Genomic DNA, 17,570 nt, shown 5'->3' on the forward strand with positions numbered 1-17,570 from the left:
TTTTTAACCAAAAACAATTGTTGGTTAACTTTCTTTTAGTATTTTTAATATATGACAGAAATTGATATTGAAAAGGAAAATGCAGCTATAGCTAAAGCCTACAAAGAACTTTTAAGTGTAAGCTATAGAACACTTACGGCAAAAGACAAAAAGCAAATACGTAAGGCATTTGATGTTGCTGTTGACGCCCACAAAGACCAACGCAGAAAGTCTGGTGAAGCTTACATATTCCACCCTATTGCAGTTGCAAAAATCGTGGCTCAAGAAATTGGATTGGACGCCACATCTATCACCGCGGCATTGTTGCATGATGTTGTTGAAGACAATGATGATTACACATTAAAAGATATTGAACGCATGTTTGGCGAGACTGTAGCCAAAATTGTTGATGGGTTAACAAAAATTTCTTCGCTTAAAAAAGACATGGACGTATCCATGCAAGCAGAGAATTTCAGAAAAATGCTCCTCACGTTAAATGATGATGTTCGCGTAATTATAATCAAAATTGCGGACAGACTTCATAACATGCAAACAATGGATTCCATGCGGTCTGACAAGCAAGTGAAAATTGCTTCTGAAACGCTTTACATTTACGCGCCATTGGCACACAGAATTGGCTTGTATAATATTAAAACTGAACTAGAGGATTTAGGCTTAAAATACACTGAACCTGAAGTGTACTATGATATTTTAAACAAAATAAAGGAAACCAAAGAAGATCAGGATAATTACATAAAAGAATTCAGTAAAGTCATTTCTACCTCTTTAGACAAAGAGCATTTAGATTATGAAATTAAAGGACGCCCAAAATCCATTTTTTCCATTCGAAGAAAAATGATGAACCAAGGTGTCAGCTTTGATGAAGTCTATGATAAGTTTGCTGTTAGAATTATATACAAAAGTGATCCCGAAAATGAAAAATTCTTGGCTTGGAAAATTTACTCCATTGTAACGGACCATTTCAGACCCAATCCTATCCGATTACGTGATTGGATTTCATCGCCTAAATCAACAGGCTATGAAGCCTTACATATTACAGTTGTCGGTCCAAAAGGCCGATGGGTTGAAGTCCAAATTAGAAGTGAGCGCATGAATGAAATTGCCGAGAAAGGATATGCTGCTCATTACAAATATAAAGAAGGTAGTGATTCTGAAGATAGTATCGATATTTGGATTGCCAAATTACAAGATTCACTTGAAAATCCGGATATTGATGCCGTAGATTTTGTAGAGCAATTTAAGCTCAACCTCTATTCAAAAGAAATATTTGTATTTACCCCAAAAGGCGACTTAAAATCCTTACCCAAAGGAGCTACACCATTAGATTTTGCCTTTAGTATCCATACCGAAGTAGGCATGAAAACACGTGGTGCCAAAGTAAATGGCAAACTAGTGCCTTTAAGTCACGAACTTAAAAGTGGTGACCGTGTTGATATTTTAACTGCTGAAAACGCAAAACCTAATCCAAACTGGTTGGACTATGCAACTACGGCAAGAGCTCGTAGCAAAATAAAATCCGCTTTAAAAGAAGACAAAAAAGAAGTTGCCGAAGAAGGCAAGGAAATATTACGCCGTAAACTAAAACAACTAAAAATTTCATTAGATGAAAGATCAGTCAATGAAATGGTCAACCATTTTAAACTAAAAACCAGTTTAGACTTGTTTTATCGAGTAGGTGTTGGTTCTATTGATAATACCATGCTTAAGGAATTTGCTTCGTCCAGAAGCAATGCCCTAATGAGCTACATTAAAAATAAAATATCTCGAAAGCCTTCAATACCAAAAGAAGAACTGGATAAAGAAGAAATCACGTCAAAATATGACTTATTGGTATTTGGCAAGGAAGAGGAAAAACTGGATTATAAATTTGCCAACTGCTGCAACCCTATTCCTGGCGATCCTGTTTTTGGTTTTTTAACCATCAATGACGGACTTAAAGTGCATAAAAAAAATTGTCCCAATGCCGTGAGCTTACAATCTAACTATGCTTACAGAATTATGCAGGCAAAATGGATTGATTCTTCGCAGCAGGAATTTGCAGCTCAAATAAAATTATCTGGAATAGACAATCTAGGCTTGGTAAATAATATCACAAAAGTCATTTCATCCAATATGCACGTAAATATGAAAAGCATCAGTTTTGAAAGTGATGATGGTATTTTTTCCGGTAAAATTAACGTGGTCGTTAAGAACAATAATATGCTTAAAAAACTCATGGACAACCTAAAAAAAATTAATGGTATAGATAAAGTGACTAGAGTTTAAAAATAAGTGTAAATTTGCAGCGAAATTATGAGTGTAAAAACCGATACAAAAAATCAGGAGATAGTAAAAAACGTGTTCACTACCTTTTTAACTGAAAAAGGTCACAGAAAAACACCTGAACGTTACGCTATTCTTCAAGAAATTTATAACAGCGACGAGCATTTTGATATTGAATCTTTATATCTCAATATGAAGAACAAAAAATATCGCGTAAGTCGTGCCACCCTCTATAACACAATAGAATTACTTTTGGAATGTGGCTTGGTACGCAAACATCAGTTTGGCCAAAATCAGGCACATTACGAAAAATCATATTTTGATAAACAACATGACCACGTGATTTTAACAGATACTGGTGAAGTTATAGAATTTTGCGATCCCAGAATTCAGTCTATCAAAAAAACCATTGAAGAGGTTTTTGATATCGAAATTAAAAATCACTCACTCTACTTTTACGGCAACCGAAAATCAACTAAATAATAAATTACAACATGGCAGTAGATTTACTACTAGGATTACAATGGGGAGATGAAGGCAAAGGAAAAATTGTCGATGTACTAACCTCCAAATACAATATTATTGCACGTTTTCAAGGCGGTCCAAATGCTGGACACACACTTGTTTTTAATGGCATGAAACACGTGTTACATACAATACCTTCAGGGATTTTTCATGAAGATGCTGTTAATTTAGTTGGTAATGGTGTGGTTATAGATCCCGTTATTTTCAAAAAAGAACTGGACAAACTGGCCGAACAAAACGTAGATTATAAAAAATCACTATACATATCTAGAAAAGCACATATTATATTACCAACCCATCGGTTATTAGATGCGGCTAGTGAAACGGCCAAAGGTAAAGCTAAAATTGGCTCTACCTTAAAAGGTATTGGCCCAACGTATATGGACAAAACAGGTAGAAATGGTATTCGTGTTGGTGATCTAGAACTCGCAGACTGGAAAGACAAATACCGTGCTTTAGCCAATAAGCATGAAGCCATGATTAACTTTTACAATGTGGAAATCCAGTATAATCTTAAAGAATTGGAAAACGAATTCTTTGAAGCTGTAAAGGTTTTAAAATCCCTAAAATTAATCGATTCTGAAGAATATATCTTTCAAGCTCAAAAAGAGGGTAAAACCATTTTGGCTGAAGGCGCTCAAGGATCACTTTTAGATATTGACTTTGGAACCTATCCATTTGTAACATCCAGTAATACAACAGCAGCTGGAGCCTGTACTGGTTTAGGAGTTGCTCCAAACAAAATTGGTGATGTGTTTGGTATTTTTAAAGCTTACACTACACGTGTAGGTTCAGGACCTTTCCCTACTGAGTTATTTGACAAAGATGGTGAAACTATGGCTAAAGTTGGTCATGAATTTGGAGCTACAACTGGAAGACCACGTCGCTGTGGCTGGTTGGATTTGGTAGCTTTAAAATACGCTTGTCAAGTAAACGGTGTTACCCAGTTAATGATGATGAAAGCCGATGTGTTATCAGGTTTTAAATCACTTAAAGTTTGTACAGCATATAAATACAAAGGCCAAACCATTACGCACTTGCCATATAATATTGAACCAGAAAATGTAGAACCCATCTACACCGATTTCAAAGGTTGGGCTGCCGATTTAACTGAAATGTCTGAAGCATCACAAATGCCAGATGAGTTAAACGCCTATATAGCATTTTTGGAAAAAGAATTGGATACACCTATTACGATTGTTTCAGTAGGACCTGATAGAAAACAGACTATTTTTAGGTAATCTTTCTTGTCATTAAAATAGTATGGATATCACATGTGGTTTATAAAATTCTAAATGGAACTCTAGAAGTTTCAATTTAGTAATTAAATAAGTGTTTTTTTAAGCAATAACTATTTCCGCTTAAAATAAACATTTAGTGTCCGCCCACTGTAAATACTAAACCCTGAAATGTTCTGATTGCTGTCACGAACAAATTTGACGTTATAAGACCAATCCGTTTTAAATAAATCTCGCGTAAGCGGTTCCAAAGGAATCTCTCCAAGCCAACGATGCTTAATGGTTAGTTTTCCGTCTGTTACGGTTAGATGATATAGTGTTTCCAACTCTTCGCTCCAATAATCGCCTTCATATCCTTTTAAATCTATTTCTGTTGGCTGCCACCTATCAACCTTCGTGAAGATTTCCCTAGAATTATCAGTAAATGTTAAGGTAGCGTTCCCATTAGCTTCTTTGTTTAAAACAAGCTGACTATCCCAACCGTTTACATAAAATGTATTTTCAGATAGTGGAATAAGTTTAGAATCTCCATTAATAGTTAGTGAATCTTGAACCATACCAATTTCCAAAGTTCTATTAAAATTAGACGACACGTAAAGTCCTCTCAATGGTTCTAACAATTCCTTTGCTAAATCAATGGATTTAACTTCTTCTTTATCCTCATGTGTCATAAACTTACCTAAAAGTAAATCGGCAATTTTTGAGGTTGCCAACCAACCTTTTCCGCCATAATTAGAAATAGTAATAATGCCCAAATCCTGTTCTGGATAATAACTTAATTGCGTTGCAAAAGCTTCATGACCACCTGTATGTCTGTATAGTTTTAATCCGTTATAACTGCTATTACCTATGCCAAGTGCATATTCTGAATCAGAGCCATCATTTAAAATAAACGGTTCAAGAAATAGTTTATTTACAGCTTTACCACCAATGGTTGCAGTTCGATAATTATTAACCCATTTAACCAAATCATCAATACTGGAATACACCTCTGCTGCACCAAAAATAGCACGATTACTTTCTTGGTTTATATAACCTTGTTCCGGATCAAAAACATAGGATTCAGCCGCGTTGGTAATTACTTCACCTACATAACTCTCTATTTGAGTATCGTGCATCCCTAATGGCTTCAGCATATTATTTTCAACCCAGGCATCTGCTTTCTCACCAGTCACTTTTTCAAAAACTTCTGCCAATATAACCCAGGCAGTGCTGTTGTACGTCCAGTTGGAACCTGGAACAAATTCTAGTTCTGGTTGCTTTCTAACAACGTTTAGGCATTCGGCTCTACTCAATCTATCTACACCTACAATTCTTCCAGCAAGGTTTGACATGGTGTAGGCCTCTCGATACCCACTGGTATGCGTAAGCAAATGCCTCAATGTTACTGCATGCTCAAATTCCGGCCAATCTTCCAGGTACTTTCCAACAGGATCGTCAATATTTAAATCGCCCTTTACATGTAACATTGCAAAAGCATAGCCAAGAAACTGTTTACTGACAGAGCCAACATTATAAACCATTTTAGGATTGTTAGCCATACCATAAGACAGATTGGCTAATCCGTAGCCCTTACTAAAAATGAGTTTACTATTTTGAACAATACCAATAACCAATCCTGGTGTGGTGTCATTTACTTGAGTTGGAACAAGCGCGTCAATTTTGGCTTCAATTGTTTTAGAATCTAGTACCTGACTAGTACTCTGTATTGAAAAGAGGATACTGAAACTGATTAAAACGTAAACAAAGAGTTTTTTCATGGTTGGTTAGTTTAGTTCATAACATGAGCATGACAATGACAATGAAGCCCTATTATAAAATGAGTCTGTAATTTACTAAATATAATCTGAAGATGTTGCGCTAATCAGTTGATTACAAATATTCTAATTCCGATCGTTGAGACGCAGCCATTTTAGTCTGGTCTTCGGATATGTATTGGTAATGGGGTTCAAAATCAAAGTATCGCCTTTAAAGCTGTAATTTCTTTTAGCAACTGTTCCCCACATATGCTGAAAGTTCACCGATTCAATATGATGTTCTATGATTTTAAGGCTATCATTTACTCGGTATTTACCAAAATACACAAAGTTATCTGCCAGATGTCTTAAATCTTCTTTGGTAAGGCTATCCAAACCGCCTGTTCCTTTAAATTCATAATCTTCATAATGTTCAGTGACATGGTGAACTCCCATACCTCCTAGCCCATCATAAATTATAAACCCCTGTCTGTTTTTATAATGACCTTGCCGTGGCTCCCACTTTGTTGTAGAATCTTTCTGAACCTCAACAATATCCAAAGTCCATCTACCTGTAAACTTATCAAAATCCGATAGTTCTTGATTGTTTTTACATGAAACAAAAAGAGCTGTTAAAATGATGAGTAATAGAATGTGTTTCTGCATGTGCATACTGATTACTAGCAATCCTAATATATGACTATTTTTCTAACGCTTCGCTATATACGTTTTGTTTGTTATATCAAATAGTAAAAACCATAAACTCATTTGCACGCTCATTTTTTAAAATCTCAATATTTTTATAATTACAAGTAAGGTTTTACTATATACTGACCTTATCTGTTCCCAACTTGAACGTTTTGGTAAATTCTAAAAACACTTTTTTGTGACGCTCCAAATCCATATCAGGAGAGATGGCTACACGAGCAATATAATCTTTATCACCTTCTTTAGTGGTTCCTTGTGTAGAGGTTGCTGGTATAGTCCAATAACATCCTTTGAGTTGCCCATAACTCACACAATATTTACTTTCCTCCGGTATTTCACTAATCATTAAATTGATTAACTTCAGGTTCAGGTTACGCTTATATGATTCCCGTTCTTCATCAGTATCACCCTTTGTTGGTAGATCTAATGAAAATACAGACGGTGTAAATCCTTGTTCAGCCAAAGCTTCTGAAACAAAATTAATTTTAGCATCTGGCAAGGTGTTTTTTATAAAATTCACAAATTCTCTAGTATTGTGATAGGCGGCTTCAATTCTTTTATTCATAGAAGGCATTTGGTTTGCCAATATTTCATACTGGAGATCTGTAGCCTCATTATCGCAGAGTTGTAAATGTTTAGCTATTTTACCTAATAAGGTGTCCGCTTTTTTATTAGCTACACAATAGCCAGCAGTACATTTTCCACCACTTGGGAATTTTGATCCACTCACATAAGAAATAGCCTTAACTGTAGATAGACTGTCTGCATCACCTAAAAAGGGCGTGTTTGGGCAAAACGTTTGATCCAAAATAAAAACGGGTGCTATAGCCGTCTCTTCATTGGTCGTTTTGCGTTCTTTACTTAATACCGCTTGTAGCTTAACAAGATCAGGAACCTCAACACGTGGATTAGTAGGTATTTCTGCAATAATATATGGCACTGCATTTTCAATGGCTAACCTATCTAAAATCTCGTCCAGACTGTCAGCCATATCATGGCCACTATCAACAAGTAAATCCACAATTTCAACGTTTTCCTTACAAGCAGCAACACGTCTTGCCTGATCATTGGTACCACCATAACAATTAGGTGGAACAATAATTTTTATGTCTTGATTGGGGTACTCATACAAGGCATGGTCAATAAGTCCCATAACTATGGCATATTGCATAGATAATCCACTCGATGCCACCAACGCATTTGTGCGTGTTCCTGTTATTTCCTTAATAGTATTTATTACTTGCAACTTGTTTGCCTTTACATCACCTTTTTGTGTACTTTCAGGAGTATGCATCACTAGCAATTTTAAAGCTTTCATGCAGTCTGCTGGAGTCATCGCAATAGTCTCTCGCCTGCGTACATGTTGAACTTTTGAAATATAATGGGCGTTTTTTGCATGATTTACCAATAAAACACTTCCCAGTTCATTATGCATATTAACAAAAAAGTCAACAGATGCATTCATATCAAAATCACATAAGGTATCAGACTCCGAAATAAAAACGGTACTGCCATCAAAGGCATCAATTTCAGACACCTGCTCAACCTGCTTTAGTTCAAAATTAAAGCCATACACGTTTTCTAGTAAATCACTATCAAGAAAATCTGGTAAATCACCAGTGTAATTAATTTGTGTCCGCTTGTTAGTCAATAAATTTTTCCGCAATACCGCTATAACAGGCATACTTTTAGATGAAAAACAAATTACCTGATCAGCAGTAACCTCATGCATTTTGGCAATAGTCCATTCCAATACGCATGATAACGGGTGTCCTAATCTAATATAGTCATAAGCCGTAGGCAATTGTTCCAGCGACTTTGTATGAGTATTAGTATTCTCAAACAGTAATTCAAACTGTCTCAAAAATTCAACTTTAGCCAGCTCTTCATCATAAATATCTAGCCTGTGTGTGGTAAGTTTTAGCCAATCAGCCGGTACGTTTTTCAATACCGCTTTAATAAAAGTTTGCATCTTTACGTGCTCCATAGCGTCTATCATTTTATAGGTTGGCAAGATACATTAATTGTATTTATTTTATAAACTTTCCCATGTTTCCCTCTGAAAGTAAACCATGGCAACTTTCCTAATTAATAGTCCTGAAAAGTCAGCTTACCTAAAAACTTAAAGAGTAATTAATTAGACTTAAAAATAACAAGGCAAAACGGTTTTATATATGATTAGTGGTGTGTTTAAGCATCTAATTTAGCAAATACAAATCGAATGGACACTAGCGCAGCGAACTGGCATCAGCAATTTTTGTAAGCAGGCGAGAACTAGCAATAAATTATATCCGGTGTTGGGTAACGTTATTTTTTTATTCCAATGTCTATATAATACCAATTATGTTCCTTTTTGAAATTTTGAATTTCTAGTTCGTGTCCAGAAAATATTGCTCTTAATGTTTTTTCAGCTCCACCAGAACGCACACTATTTTCCGCTGAAAGTTTTTCTCCAGTTTTGTCAGTCAACCAAATTGTTTCGTTGTCTCTTTGATAAAACTCCTCAATTTGACTTTTATCTATTGTTTTTATTAAAAAGTCATTCTTTCCAATTTTGTTTTCAGAATAGAAGCGAAGCTCCCAACTCGTTTTAGGGTTATATTTTTTGTTCAGGTTATCAATCCATTCCTTTTTGTGATTCTGTTGGATTTCTTGAACAGCTTTTTTGTCAGCGTACATATTGACAAATAAGTCAATTGAATTTTTAGTCAGTCCGACAACTTCGTTTTCAACGAATAAATCTTCTGTTTTACTTAAATGATGACTAATTGCTGAATTAAATGTAATTCCAATAAGTCCATTTCCACCAGCAGAACCTTTTGCATATAAATTCAGTTGTTTCGTGTTTGGTTTGTTCCAAATTTTTACTTCATCTCCAATATTAACTTCAAATTCAGATTCTTTCCTTTCAAATCGAATGGTCTTTTTGAAAGGCAATTTTTTGTTGTTTCCGAAGATGTTTGTTAGTATTTCCATAATGTTACCCAACGTTTGTATAACTTTACTAGTAATGTTATATTTATTATACATACACCAAAAAAGTGTGCTTTTGCATCCAATTTGGGTGTAATTGTTTACTAGTAATTTTATAAACACACTCAAAACTAAACATTTTCGCTCAATTGTCACATACGTACTTGTACGTAGTTTTTTAGGTGAGTTTTCCTTAAGGTCTGCGTCAGGGGTTAGTAAGGTCTCCTTAAGGTCTCCTTCAGGTCAAACCGTGAAAATTCCTACAAAAAAGCCAAGCAAAGACAATTGCTATCAAGCCTAATTCGGGTTCCACTAGGTGCTCCTTGCGGTTTCCTTCGGGTCTCCTTCGGATATACTTCAGGTTGGTTATAGAAAAATCTTACAAAATATTCAAACGATTGGCCATTGCAAAAAGTGAATAACTAACAACAAAACAATCTGTATTGTAAACCTATCGCTTGAAAGCAAATAACCCTGAACGTTGTCATGCCACACTTCATGTGGAATCCATTACGCAATAATTAGAAATTTTTGGCTGCTCAAATCGAAGATGCAACGGAGTTAATCAAGTTCATCAAGACAAGCTAGTTGATATTGCTAGATGTGAGAAACATTCAAAATGGAATCTGTTTCAACCTAGCAACCAATCATTTCTATTAAAAAATTCCTAATGCCACACGCCACACCAATATTATCATTATTTTTGAACCAAAATCTAGCGTTTGAAATTAAACCAAAACATAGTTACTACCCTACTGGTAATCCTACTCTGGCAATTTGGCTTGCAAGCCCAAGACCAAAAGCGCATTGAAATTGTGTATGGTGGCTTTTTGGAGTTTAAAGAAGGGGAAGCTCCAGGGCTTAAGGTTATGACCCGTGACGACTCGGGTCAGGTACACGTCATACATGAAGGTGTTGATATGTGGTGCGACCAGGCCAACCTATACAGCAACGAAAACTTTGTTGAAGCCTATGGCAATGTCCGTATGAAACAAGGCGACACCATTAACATGAACGCCAAATACGTGGAGTATAGTGGCAAAACCAAACTGGCATTTGCCAGTGGTGATGTGGTGCTTACTGAACCCAACTCCAGGCTAACCACAGACACCTTGTATTTTGACCGCGTAAAACAACAGTCCTTTTACAAAAGTGGTGGTCGTGTGGTGCGTGATTCATCAGGAACCATCACCAGTAACATTGGGCGCTATTATATGAATAGCAAAAAGTACCAGTTTGTTCAAGATGTGGTGCTTGTAAACCCAGATTATACAATCAATACCAATCAATTAGATTTTTATTCCGAAACTGGACATGCTTATTTGTTTGGTCCGTCAACCATTGTCACTTCCGAAAGTAAAACCTACTGCGAACGTGGCTTTTATGACACAGAAAACAAAACAGGTTATGGTATGAAAAACACCAAGATAAATTATGATTATCGGGTGTTTGAAGGTGATAGCATGTATTTTGATAACAACCGCAACTTTGCTTCGGCAACCAATAACATTAAAGTTACCGATACCACTAACAAAAGCGTCATAAAAGGGCATTACGCCGAAATATATAAAGCCAAAGACTCGGTGTTTATTACCAAACGTGCTCTAGCTATAACGGTTCAGGAGAACGATTCTATTTATATGCATGCCGATACCTTAATGGTTACAGGCAAACCCGAAAAACGCATTACTCGAGCTTTTAGGAATGCTAAATTTTATAAGTCCGATATGAGTGGTAAAGCCGACTCGGTACACGTAAACCATGCCACTGGACTCACACAACTCATCAACCTTTCCCGCTTATCATCTCAAGATGCCTTTGCCAAACGTCGGGATCCAGTAATCTGGAATTTAGAAAATCAAATGACTGGCGATACCATTCAGATAAAATCAAATCCGGAAACCGAGAAACTAGACTCCCTTTTTGTATTTGAAAATGCCTTTATAGTTAGTAAAGACACCTTAAGTGAGAATGGTTACAACCAAATAAAGGGTAAGACACTTGTGGGCTTATTTGATGACCAAAACAATCTCAAGCAAGTAGATATCAACAAAAATGCCGAATCTATTTTTTATGCGCGTAACGAAAACAACGAACTGTTTGGGATAGACAAAGCACGTTCTGGAAGTATTTCGGTGTTTTTTGAGGAAGGCACCATTTCACAATTTATACGCTATAAGCAGCCCGATGCCGTGACCACACCAGAATCACAGTTTCCAGAAAATGGACGATTATTACGTGGTTTTGTTTGGCGTGATGACGAACGCCCAAAAAGTGTAGAGGACTTATTTAGCGATGACCCACCACTAGAGCTACCCGTTATAAAAGGACTAGACGCCTACGTACCGCAAGAGGAGTTTTTTGATGATGCCATGATGGAACGCGTTGAAAAAGCCGATGAGGATAAGAAAGGTAAATTACAGCCCAAGAAAAACGCCAAGCCCTTAAACAACAAAAAGCCTACAAAGGCTTCCAGAAATATTCCTGAAGATGTATTGGAAAGACGTGCTAAAAATAAGGAAGAAACCAATAAACCTATGCTAGGAAAAGAGGATAACTAATTGTGAAAAACGATTTTTTCAAATACCAAGCACAAACCTCTCCGCATCCATTAGCTATGGAAATATCCCATGCCGAAGGTTCTTATATTTATGACATAAACAACAAAGCCTATTTAGATTTTGTAGCTGGTGTTTCAGCCTGCACACTTGGCCATAGGCATCCCAAAGTTGTTTCAGCAATCAAAGAACAATTAGATAAGTACTTGCATGTCATGGTTTATGGTGAATACATCCAAAAACCTGCAGTAGATCTTACCAAATTATTGGCAAATCATTTACCTGATAATTTAGAAAAAACCTATTTAACCAATTCCGGAACGGAAGCAGTTGAAGGCGCTATAAAATTAGCTAAACGTGCTACTGGAAGAAGTGAAATTATTGCTGCTAAACAGGCCTACCATGGCAATACTATGGGAGCCATGAGTGTTATGGGTTATGAAGAACGCAAGCAAGCTTACAGACCACTTATCCCAGATGTAAAATTTATTGGATTTAATAATCACGATGATATTCAAAACATTACAACCAAAACAGCCTGTGTGATTTTAGAAACCATTCAAGGTGGCGCTGGTTTTATTGAACCTAAAGACAATTATTTACAGCAAGTTCGCAAGCAGTGTGATGCTGTAGGTGCGTTGTTAATACTTGATGAAATTCAACCAGGTATGGGTAGAACAGGAACCTTATTTGCCTATGAGCATTACAATTGTATTCCGGATATATTAGTTACTGGCAAAGGATTAGGTGGTGGCATGCCTATTGGTGCCTTTACGGCTTCTCACGAATTAATGTCATTATTGGAAGACAATCCAAAACTGGGACACATCACCACATTTGGTGGTCACCCTGTTATTGCTGCAGCGGCTTTGGCAACACTAACAGAAGTTGTAGAAAGTAACTTAATGAAGCAAACTTTGGAAAAGGAACTAATCATTAGAAAACATCTAAAACATCCGCTTATAAATGACATTCGTGGAAAAGGATTGATGCTCGCAGCTATAACATCATCTGCTAAAATTACCAACCAAGTCATATTAAAAGCACAGGAAAAAGGTCTCATACTATTTTGGTTATTGTTTGAGCCTGCTGCTATTCGTATCACACCGCCTTTAACAATTTCAAATAAGGAGTTAATTGCTGGCTGTAAGATTATAACTACTATTTTAGATGACATCCAAAAATCAAATTCAAGCCTCTGACAATCAGCAATCAAACCTATTTTACAGCTTGACTGTTGATTACTTTGTTAAAAACATTTAACTATTCTGCCTTAAACATGAACATAGAACCTTACATTTATTCAAGGAAAACCATATAAATTTGCTTATGGAGTTACGTCCCAACGACAACAACAATTTACCACTCACCCGATTCGAATCCATGCTAAAAACAAACCACGTTTTGTTTTTTGATTCAGAAGAATTTGAAAATATCATTCACCACTACCTCAACCAAGGAAAGATAGCTTTAGCAAAAAAAGCTATTAAATTAGGACTTTCACAGCATCCTACTTCCACCAACTTAAAATTGTTTAAGGTAGAGATTTATGTGTTTGAGAATAATCTGGATAAAGCGGATGCCTTAATCAATGAGTTGTATGTTATAGAACCTCAAAATGAGGAAATTTATATTCAAAAGGCTAATATCCTCTCAAAAAGGGATAACCATGAAATGGCTATTAAAGTCCTAAAACAGTCTTTAAATCTCACAGAAGATGTGGTTGATATTTATTCTTTAATTGGAATGGAATATCTGTTTTTAGACAAGTTTGAAGAGGCAAAAAACTATTTTATGAAATGTTTGGAAGCTGATTTACAAGACTATTCAGCACTACACAACATGATTTATTGCTTTGAGTTTTTAGGACAACATGACGAAGCTATTTCTTATTTAAACACCTTTTTAGATAACAATCCTTATTGTGAAGTGGCTTGGCATCAGTTAGGCAAACAATACTTTGAATTGAAAGACTATAATAAGGCTCTAGCCGCTTTTGATTTTGCCATCATTTCTGACGACACGTTTATTGGTGCTTATCTTGAAAAAGGCAAAGTACTTGAAAAATTAAAGCGCTACCAAGATGCCATAGAAACTTACAGTATTACATTGCAATTAGATGATCCCACATCATTTGCTTTGCTACGAATGGGTACGTGTTATGAAAAGCTAAAGAATGTTGATTTAGCCGTTCAATATTATAAAAAGACCGTACAGGAAGATCCGCTTTTAGATAAAGGTTGGATTGCTATCACAAAATTCTATATCAAAAAAAGAAATTACAAAAAGTCACTGTACTACATAAATAAAGCCATAAATATTGATTCTGAAAATGTGCTTTACTGGAAGTTATATGCACAAATAAATGAGCGTCTTTCCTTTTTAGAAGAAGCTGAACGCGGCTATAAAAAAGCATTAGAATTAGGGAATTACGAATTGAATACGTGGCTAACAAGAGGCGATATTTTATTAAAAATAGGAGAACATGAAGCTGCCGTTTACAACTTTTTACAGGCAGCAGAGTTTTATCCGGAAAATGCCGAGATAGAATTTAGATTAGCAGGCTTATACTATACCATGCACGAAACAGAAAAAGGTTCTTACCACTTAAAAAACGGACTTCGTTTTAATCCAGAATATGCTTTAATCATTGAGGAATTGTTTCCAAATGTGTATAGTAAAAACCAAGTTAAAACCATTTTAAAAGCAAAATTATAAGCTATACGTCTAACTTAAATTAATTACCTTTGATTTTTATACAAAAGTCAAAATGCAGAGACGTTTTTCAGATTATTTATTGATTTCATTGAAAGGGTTAGCAATGGGTGCTGCTGATGCCGTTCCTGGTGTTTCTGGTGGTACGATTGCCTTTATTTCAGGGATTTACGAAGAACTCATCAATACCATAAGTGGTATTAATCTAGATTTGTTTAAAAAACTTCGGTCTGAAGGATTTTCATCTTTTTGGCAGGTATTAAACGGTAACTTTTTAATGGCTTTGCTTATTGGAATTATTGTAAGTTTTGTATCATTTATGAGGCTGGCTAAATACCTAATTGAGTATCACCCTGTTTTAATCTGGTCATTCTTTTTTGGGTTGATTATTGCCAGCATTTATTTTGTTGGCAAACAAATAACCAAGTGGAATTTAGCAACGGTTACCACACTGATTATAGGAAGCATCATTGCCTATTATATTACACTTTTGCCATCATCGGCTAATAATGAATCGTCCTTATTCTTATTTATTGCAGGAGCTATTGCCATTTGTGCGATGATTCTACCAGGTATTTCAGGATCGTTTATTTTAGTAATTTTAGGTGCGTATAAGACTTTAAGCGATGCGCTTCATGATTTTGATTTTAAACGTATCTTCATATTTGCATCTGGTGCTCTGGTTGGTTTGTTAAGCTTTAGCCATATTTTAAAATGGTTATTTAAACACTATCACAATATCACATTGGCTTTATTAACAGGTTTTATTTTTGGATCCTTGAATAAAATTTGGCCTTGGAAAATGACAGAGACCGTCATGGAAAAAGCCAGTGGAAAAATCCTGCCCTTTTCTGAAGTTTCAGATTTGAACAATTTAACGCTGTACCAACAACAAGTAGTAGATTTTGAATCTTATAAAGTAGTTGCTGAAAAAAGTGTGTCTGCATTAACTTATTCTGAATTAAACAATAATATAGACTCACAATGGCCATTGGCTGTTGTTCTCATGATTGTTGGGTTTTCAACTATTTTTATATTAGAACGCCTTGGTAAAAAACCAAAATAAATGGAAAGCACCAGAACATTCTCCGATAAAGTTTTCCTAGTTTTAAAAGGATTGGGAATGGGAGCCGCCAACAAAGTTCCTGGCGTTTCTGGTGGTGTTGTAGCCTTTGTAGCTGGTTTCTACGAAGAATTTATTTACTCACTTCAAAAAGTCAATAAAAAAGCATTCAAACTATTAATTAATGGGCGTTATAAGAGTTTTTATCAATACATAAACGGTCGTTTTTTGGGCTTACTATTTCTAGGAATGGTTGTCAGTTATTTTAGTGTATCAAAAATTTTAGATTACCTCATTGAAAACTACGAATTGTATGTATGGAGCGTCTTTTTTGGTATGATAATAGGCTCTATTTATTATATCAGCAAAGATTTTGATGACTGGAACTATAAAACTTACACCGCGCTTGCCATAGGAATAACTCTTGGAATTAGCATCAGTTTTTTGGATCCAGCTACTGAAAATGACAACCTATGGTTTGTTTTCTTTTGTGGTATGATAAGTGTTTCAGGTATGACTCTGCCAGGCTTTTCAGGTTCTTTTATTCTTATCCTGTTGGGTAATTATGTTTTACTACTCGTTGATTCCGTGAATGCTTTGTATGACACTTTTATGGATGTTTTTAGCGGTGATTTTGCATTTTTAGACAATTATGAGCGTATGAGAATGTTAAAAGTCCTAGCTATTTTCACCATAGGTTCAGTAGTAGGGTTGGTAACTTTTTCTCATGCCTTAAGCTATATTTTAAAACACTATAAAAGTATTACTATTTCGTCTATTATAGGTTTTATTGTTGGTTCATTAGGTGTCGTTTGGCCCTGGAAAAAAACCATTTATAAAATTAATTCTGATGGTGCTTACCTGTTTGATAGTTCAGGAAGTAAAATCATTGAAAACTACAAACGTTATATTCCTGAATTACATACTGAAACCTATTATGCTTGTGCCTACATCATTTTAGGAATTATTATTGTTCTAGCGCTTGAAGTTTACGGACAAAAAACTAGACAGAAGCATGCATAAATATGGTTTAATTGGTAAAAACATTTCATATTCTTTTTCAAAACACTTTTTTGAAGAAAAATTCAATAACGAAGGTATTACTAATGCCAGTTATGAGAACTTTGATATTAATAACATTGAGAAATTTCCAGATATCATTAATAACAATTCAGAAATAAAAGGACTTAATGTAACCATTCCCTATAAAGAAAGCATTATTCCCTATTTAGATTCCTTAAGTAAAAATGCTAAAAAGATTGGCGCAGTTAACACTATAAAAATAAGTAAAAAAGGCAAACTAAAAGGCTATAATACAGACTGGTATGGCTTTAAAAAATCCATTTCAAAACATTTAAAACCCAAGCATAAACGTGCATTAATATTAGGGACTGGAGGTGCTAGTAAAGCTATTGCATTCACTTTAAAAAAACTGAATATAGATTATCAGTTTGTTTCAAGAAAACCTTCAAAAAGAGGTCAGTTAACCTATAAAGCATTAACCGAAAATATAATTAGTACTCACCAAATTATTATTAACTGTACTCCTCTAGGAACCTTTCCCGATGTTGAAGCCTATCCACCAATTCCATATGCAGCACTCACTAAAGATCATATTCTATTTGATCTGATTTACAATCCAACACAAACCCGATTTTTAGAATTGGGAGTTACTCATAATGCCAAAACCCTTAATGGTTCAAAAATGCTAAAGCATCAAGCTCTCAAAGCTTGGGATATTTGGAACAGGTAAGCTTTATTATTAAATATCAATCAACCTTTTGTAAATATT

The 17,570-nt window shown here is 35.3% G+C and carries 13 protein-coding genes; 9 read left to right on the forward strand and 4 right to left on the reverse strand.

The window, feature by feature from the left end; all coding sequences use genetic code 11:
* Positions 1 to 51: 51 nt before the first annotated feature.
* Genes HGK31_RS11880 through HGK31_RS11890 form a run of 3 tightly spaced genes read left to right on the forward strand, consistent with a single transcriptional unit; the run spans position 52 to position 4,028 of the window.
* Positions 52 to 2,265, forward strand: a complete 2,214-nt coding sequence (locus tag HGK31_RS11880) for a RelA/SpoT family protein (RefSeq protein WP_104736297.1) — start codon at positions 52 to 54, stop codon at positions 2,263 to 2,265.
* A 27-nt stretch (positions 2,266 to 2,292) separates the two neighbouring features.
* A complete protein-coding gene (locus tag HGK31_RS11885; RefSeq protein WP_104736296.1) occupies positions 2,293 to 2,745 on the forward strand; it encodes a Fur family transcriptional regulator in 453 nt (150 codons plus the stop codon).
* Positions 2,746 to 2,756: 11 nt separating this feature from the next.
* Complete coding sequence (locus HGK31_RS11890; RefSeq protein WP_191860211.1) at positions 2,757 to 4,028, forward strand: adenylosuccinate synthase; 1,272 nt, start codon at positions 2,757 to 2,759, stop codon at positions 4,026 to 4,028.
* 110 nt (positions 4,029 to 4,138) lie between these two features.
* Here HGK31_RS11890 and HGK31_RS11895 read toward each other — a convergent pair whose 3' ends face one another.
* The 4 genes from HGK31_RS11895 to HGK31_RS11910 form a co-directional block, all read right to left on the reverse strand.
* The gene (locus tag HGK31_RS11895) at positions 4,139 to 5,785 is read right to left on the reverse strand and encodes a serine hydrolase domain-containing protein (RefSeq protein WP_191860213.1); all 1,647 of its coding nucleotides are present in this window, start codon (positions 5,783 to 5,785) and stop codon (positions 4,139 to 4,141) included.
* A gap of 123 nt (positions 5,786 to 5,908) precedes the next feature.
* Positions 5,909 to 6,427, reverse strand: coding sequence for a lipocalin-like domain-containing protein (locus HGK31_RS11900; protein ID WP_191860220.1), 519 nt, complete (start codon positions 6,425 to 6,427; stop codon positions 5,909 to 5,911).
* Between the two features lie 157 nt (positions 6,428 to 6,584).
* Positions 6,585 to 8,456: a PLP-dependent aminotransferase family protein gene (locus HGK31_RS11905; protein WP_191860434.1), complete on the reverse strand. Its 1,872-nt coding sequence runs from the start codon at positions 8,454 to 8,456 to the stop codon at positions 6,585 to 6,587.
* A 320-nt stretch (positions 8,457 to 8,776) separates the two neighbouring features.
* Positions 8,777 to 9,445, reverse strand: a complete 669-nt coding sequence (locus HGK31_RS11910; RefSeq protein ID WP_191860222.1) for a hypothetical protein — start codon at positions 9,443 to 9,445, stop codon at positions 8,777 to 8,779.
* 719 nt (positions 9,446 to 10,164) lie between these two features.
* Here HGK31_RS11910 and HGK31_RS11915 point away from each other — a divergent pair.
* The 6 genes from HGK31_RS11915 to HGK31_RS11940 all read left to right on the forward strand — a co-directional run bounded on the left by HGK31_RS11915 (position 10,165) and on the right by HGK31_RS11940 (position 17,531).
* Positions 10,165 to 12,003 (forward strand): OstA-like protein, encoded by a 1,839-nt coding sequence (locus tag HGK31_RS11915; RefSeq protein WP_191860224.1) that lies wholly within the window; start codon positions 10,165 to 10,167, stop codon positions 12,001 to 12,003.
* Between the two features lie 2 nt (positions 12,004 to 12,005).
* Entirely contained in the window at positions 12,006 to 13,202 is a 1,197-nt protein-coding gene (locus tag HGK31_RS11920) for an aspartate aminotransferase family protein (RefSeq protein WP_191860226.1), read from the forward strand.
* Positions 13,203 to 13,329: 127 nt separating this feature from the next.
* The gene (locus HGK31_RS11925) at positions 13,330 to 14,718 is read left to right on the forward strand and encodes a tetratricopeptide repeat protein (RefSeq protein WP_191860228.1); all 1,389 of its coding nucleotides are present in this window, start codon (positions 13,330 to 13,332) and stop codon (positions 14,716 to 14,718) included.
* Between the two features lie 52 nt (positions 14,719 to 14,770).
* Entirely contained in the window at positions 14,771 to 15,781 is a 1,011-nt protein-coding gene (locus HGK31_RS11930) for a DUF368 domain-containing protein (RefSeq protein WP_191860230.1), read from the forward strand.
* Entirely contained in the window at positions 15,782 to 16,801 is a 1,020-nt protein-coding gene (locus tag HGK31_RS11935) for a DUF368 domain-containing protein (protein WP_191860232.1), read from the forward strand.
* Positions 16,794 to 17,531 carry a shikimate dehydrogenase family protein gene (locus HGK31_RS11940; RefSeq protein WP_191860234.1) on the forward strand — a complete coding sequence of 246 codons (738 nt, stop codon included), beginning with the start codon at positions 16,794 to 16,796 and terminating at the stop codon, positions 17,529 to 17,531. The genes HGK31_RS11935 and HGK31_RS11940 overlap by 8 nt, the downstream gene beginning before the upstream one ends.
* The last annotated feature ends 39 nt before the right edge of the window (positions 17,532 to 17,570 follow it).

Source organism: Hanstruepera ponticola (assembly GCF_012931685.1).
Taxonomy (GTDB): Bacteria; Bacteroidota; Bacteroidia; order Flavobacteriales; family Flavobacteriaceae; genus Hanstruepera; species Hanstruepera ponticola.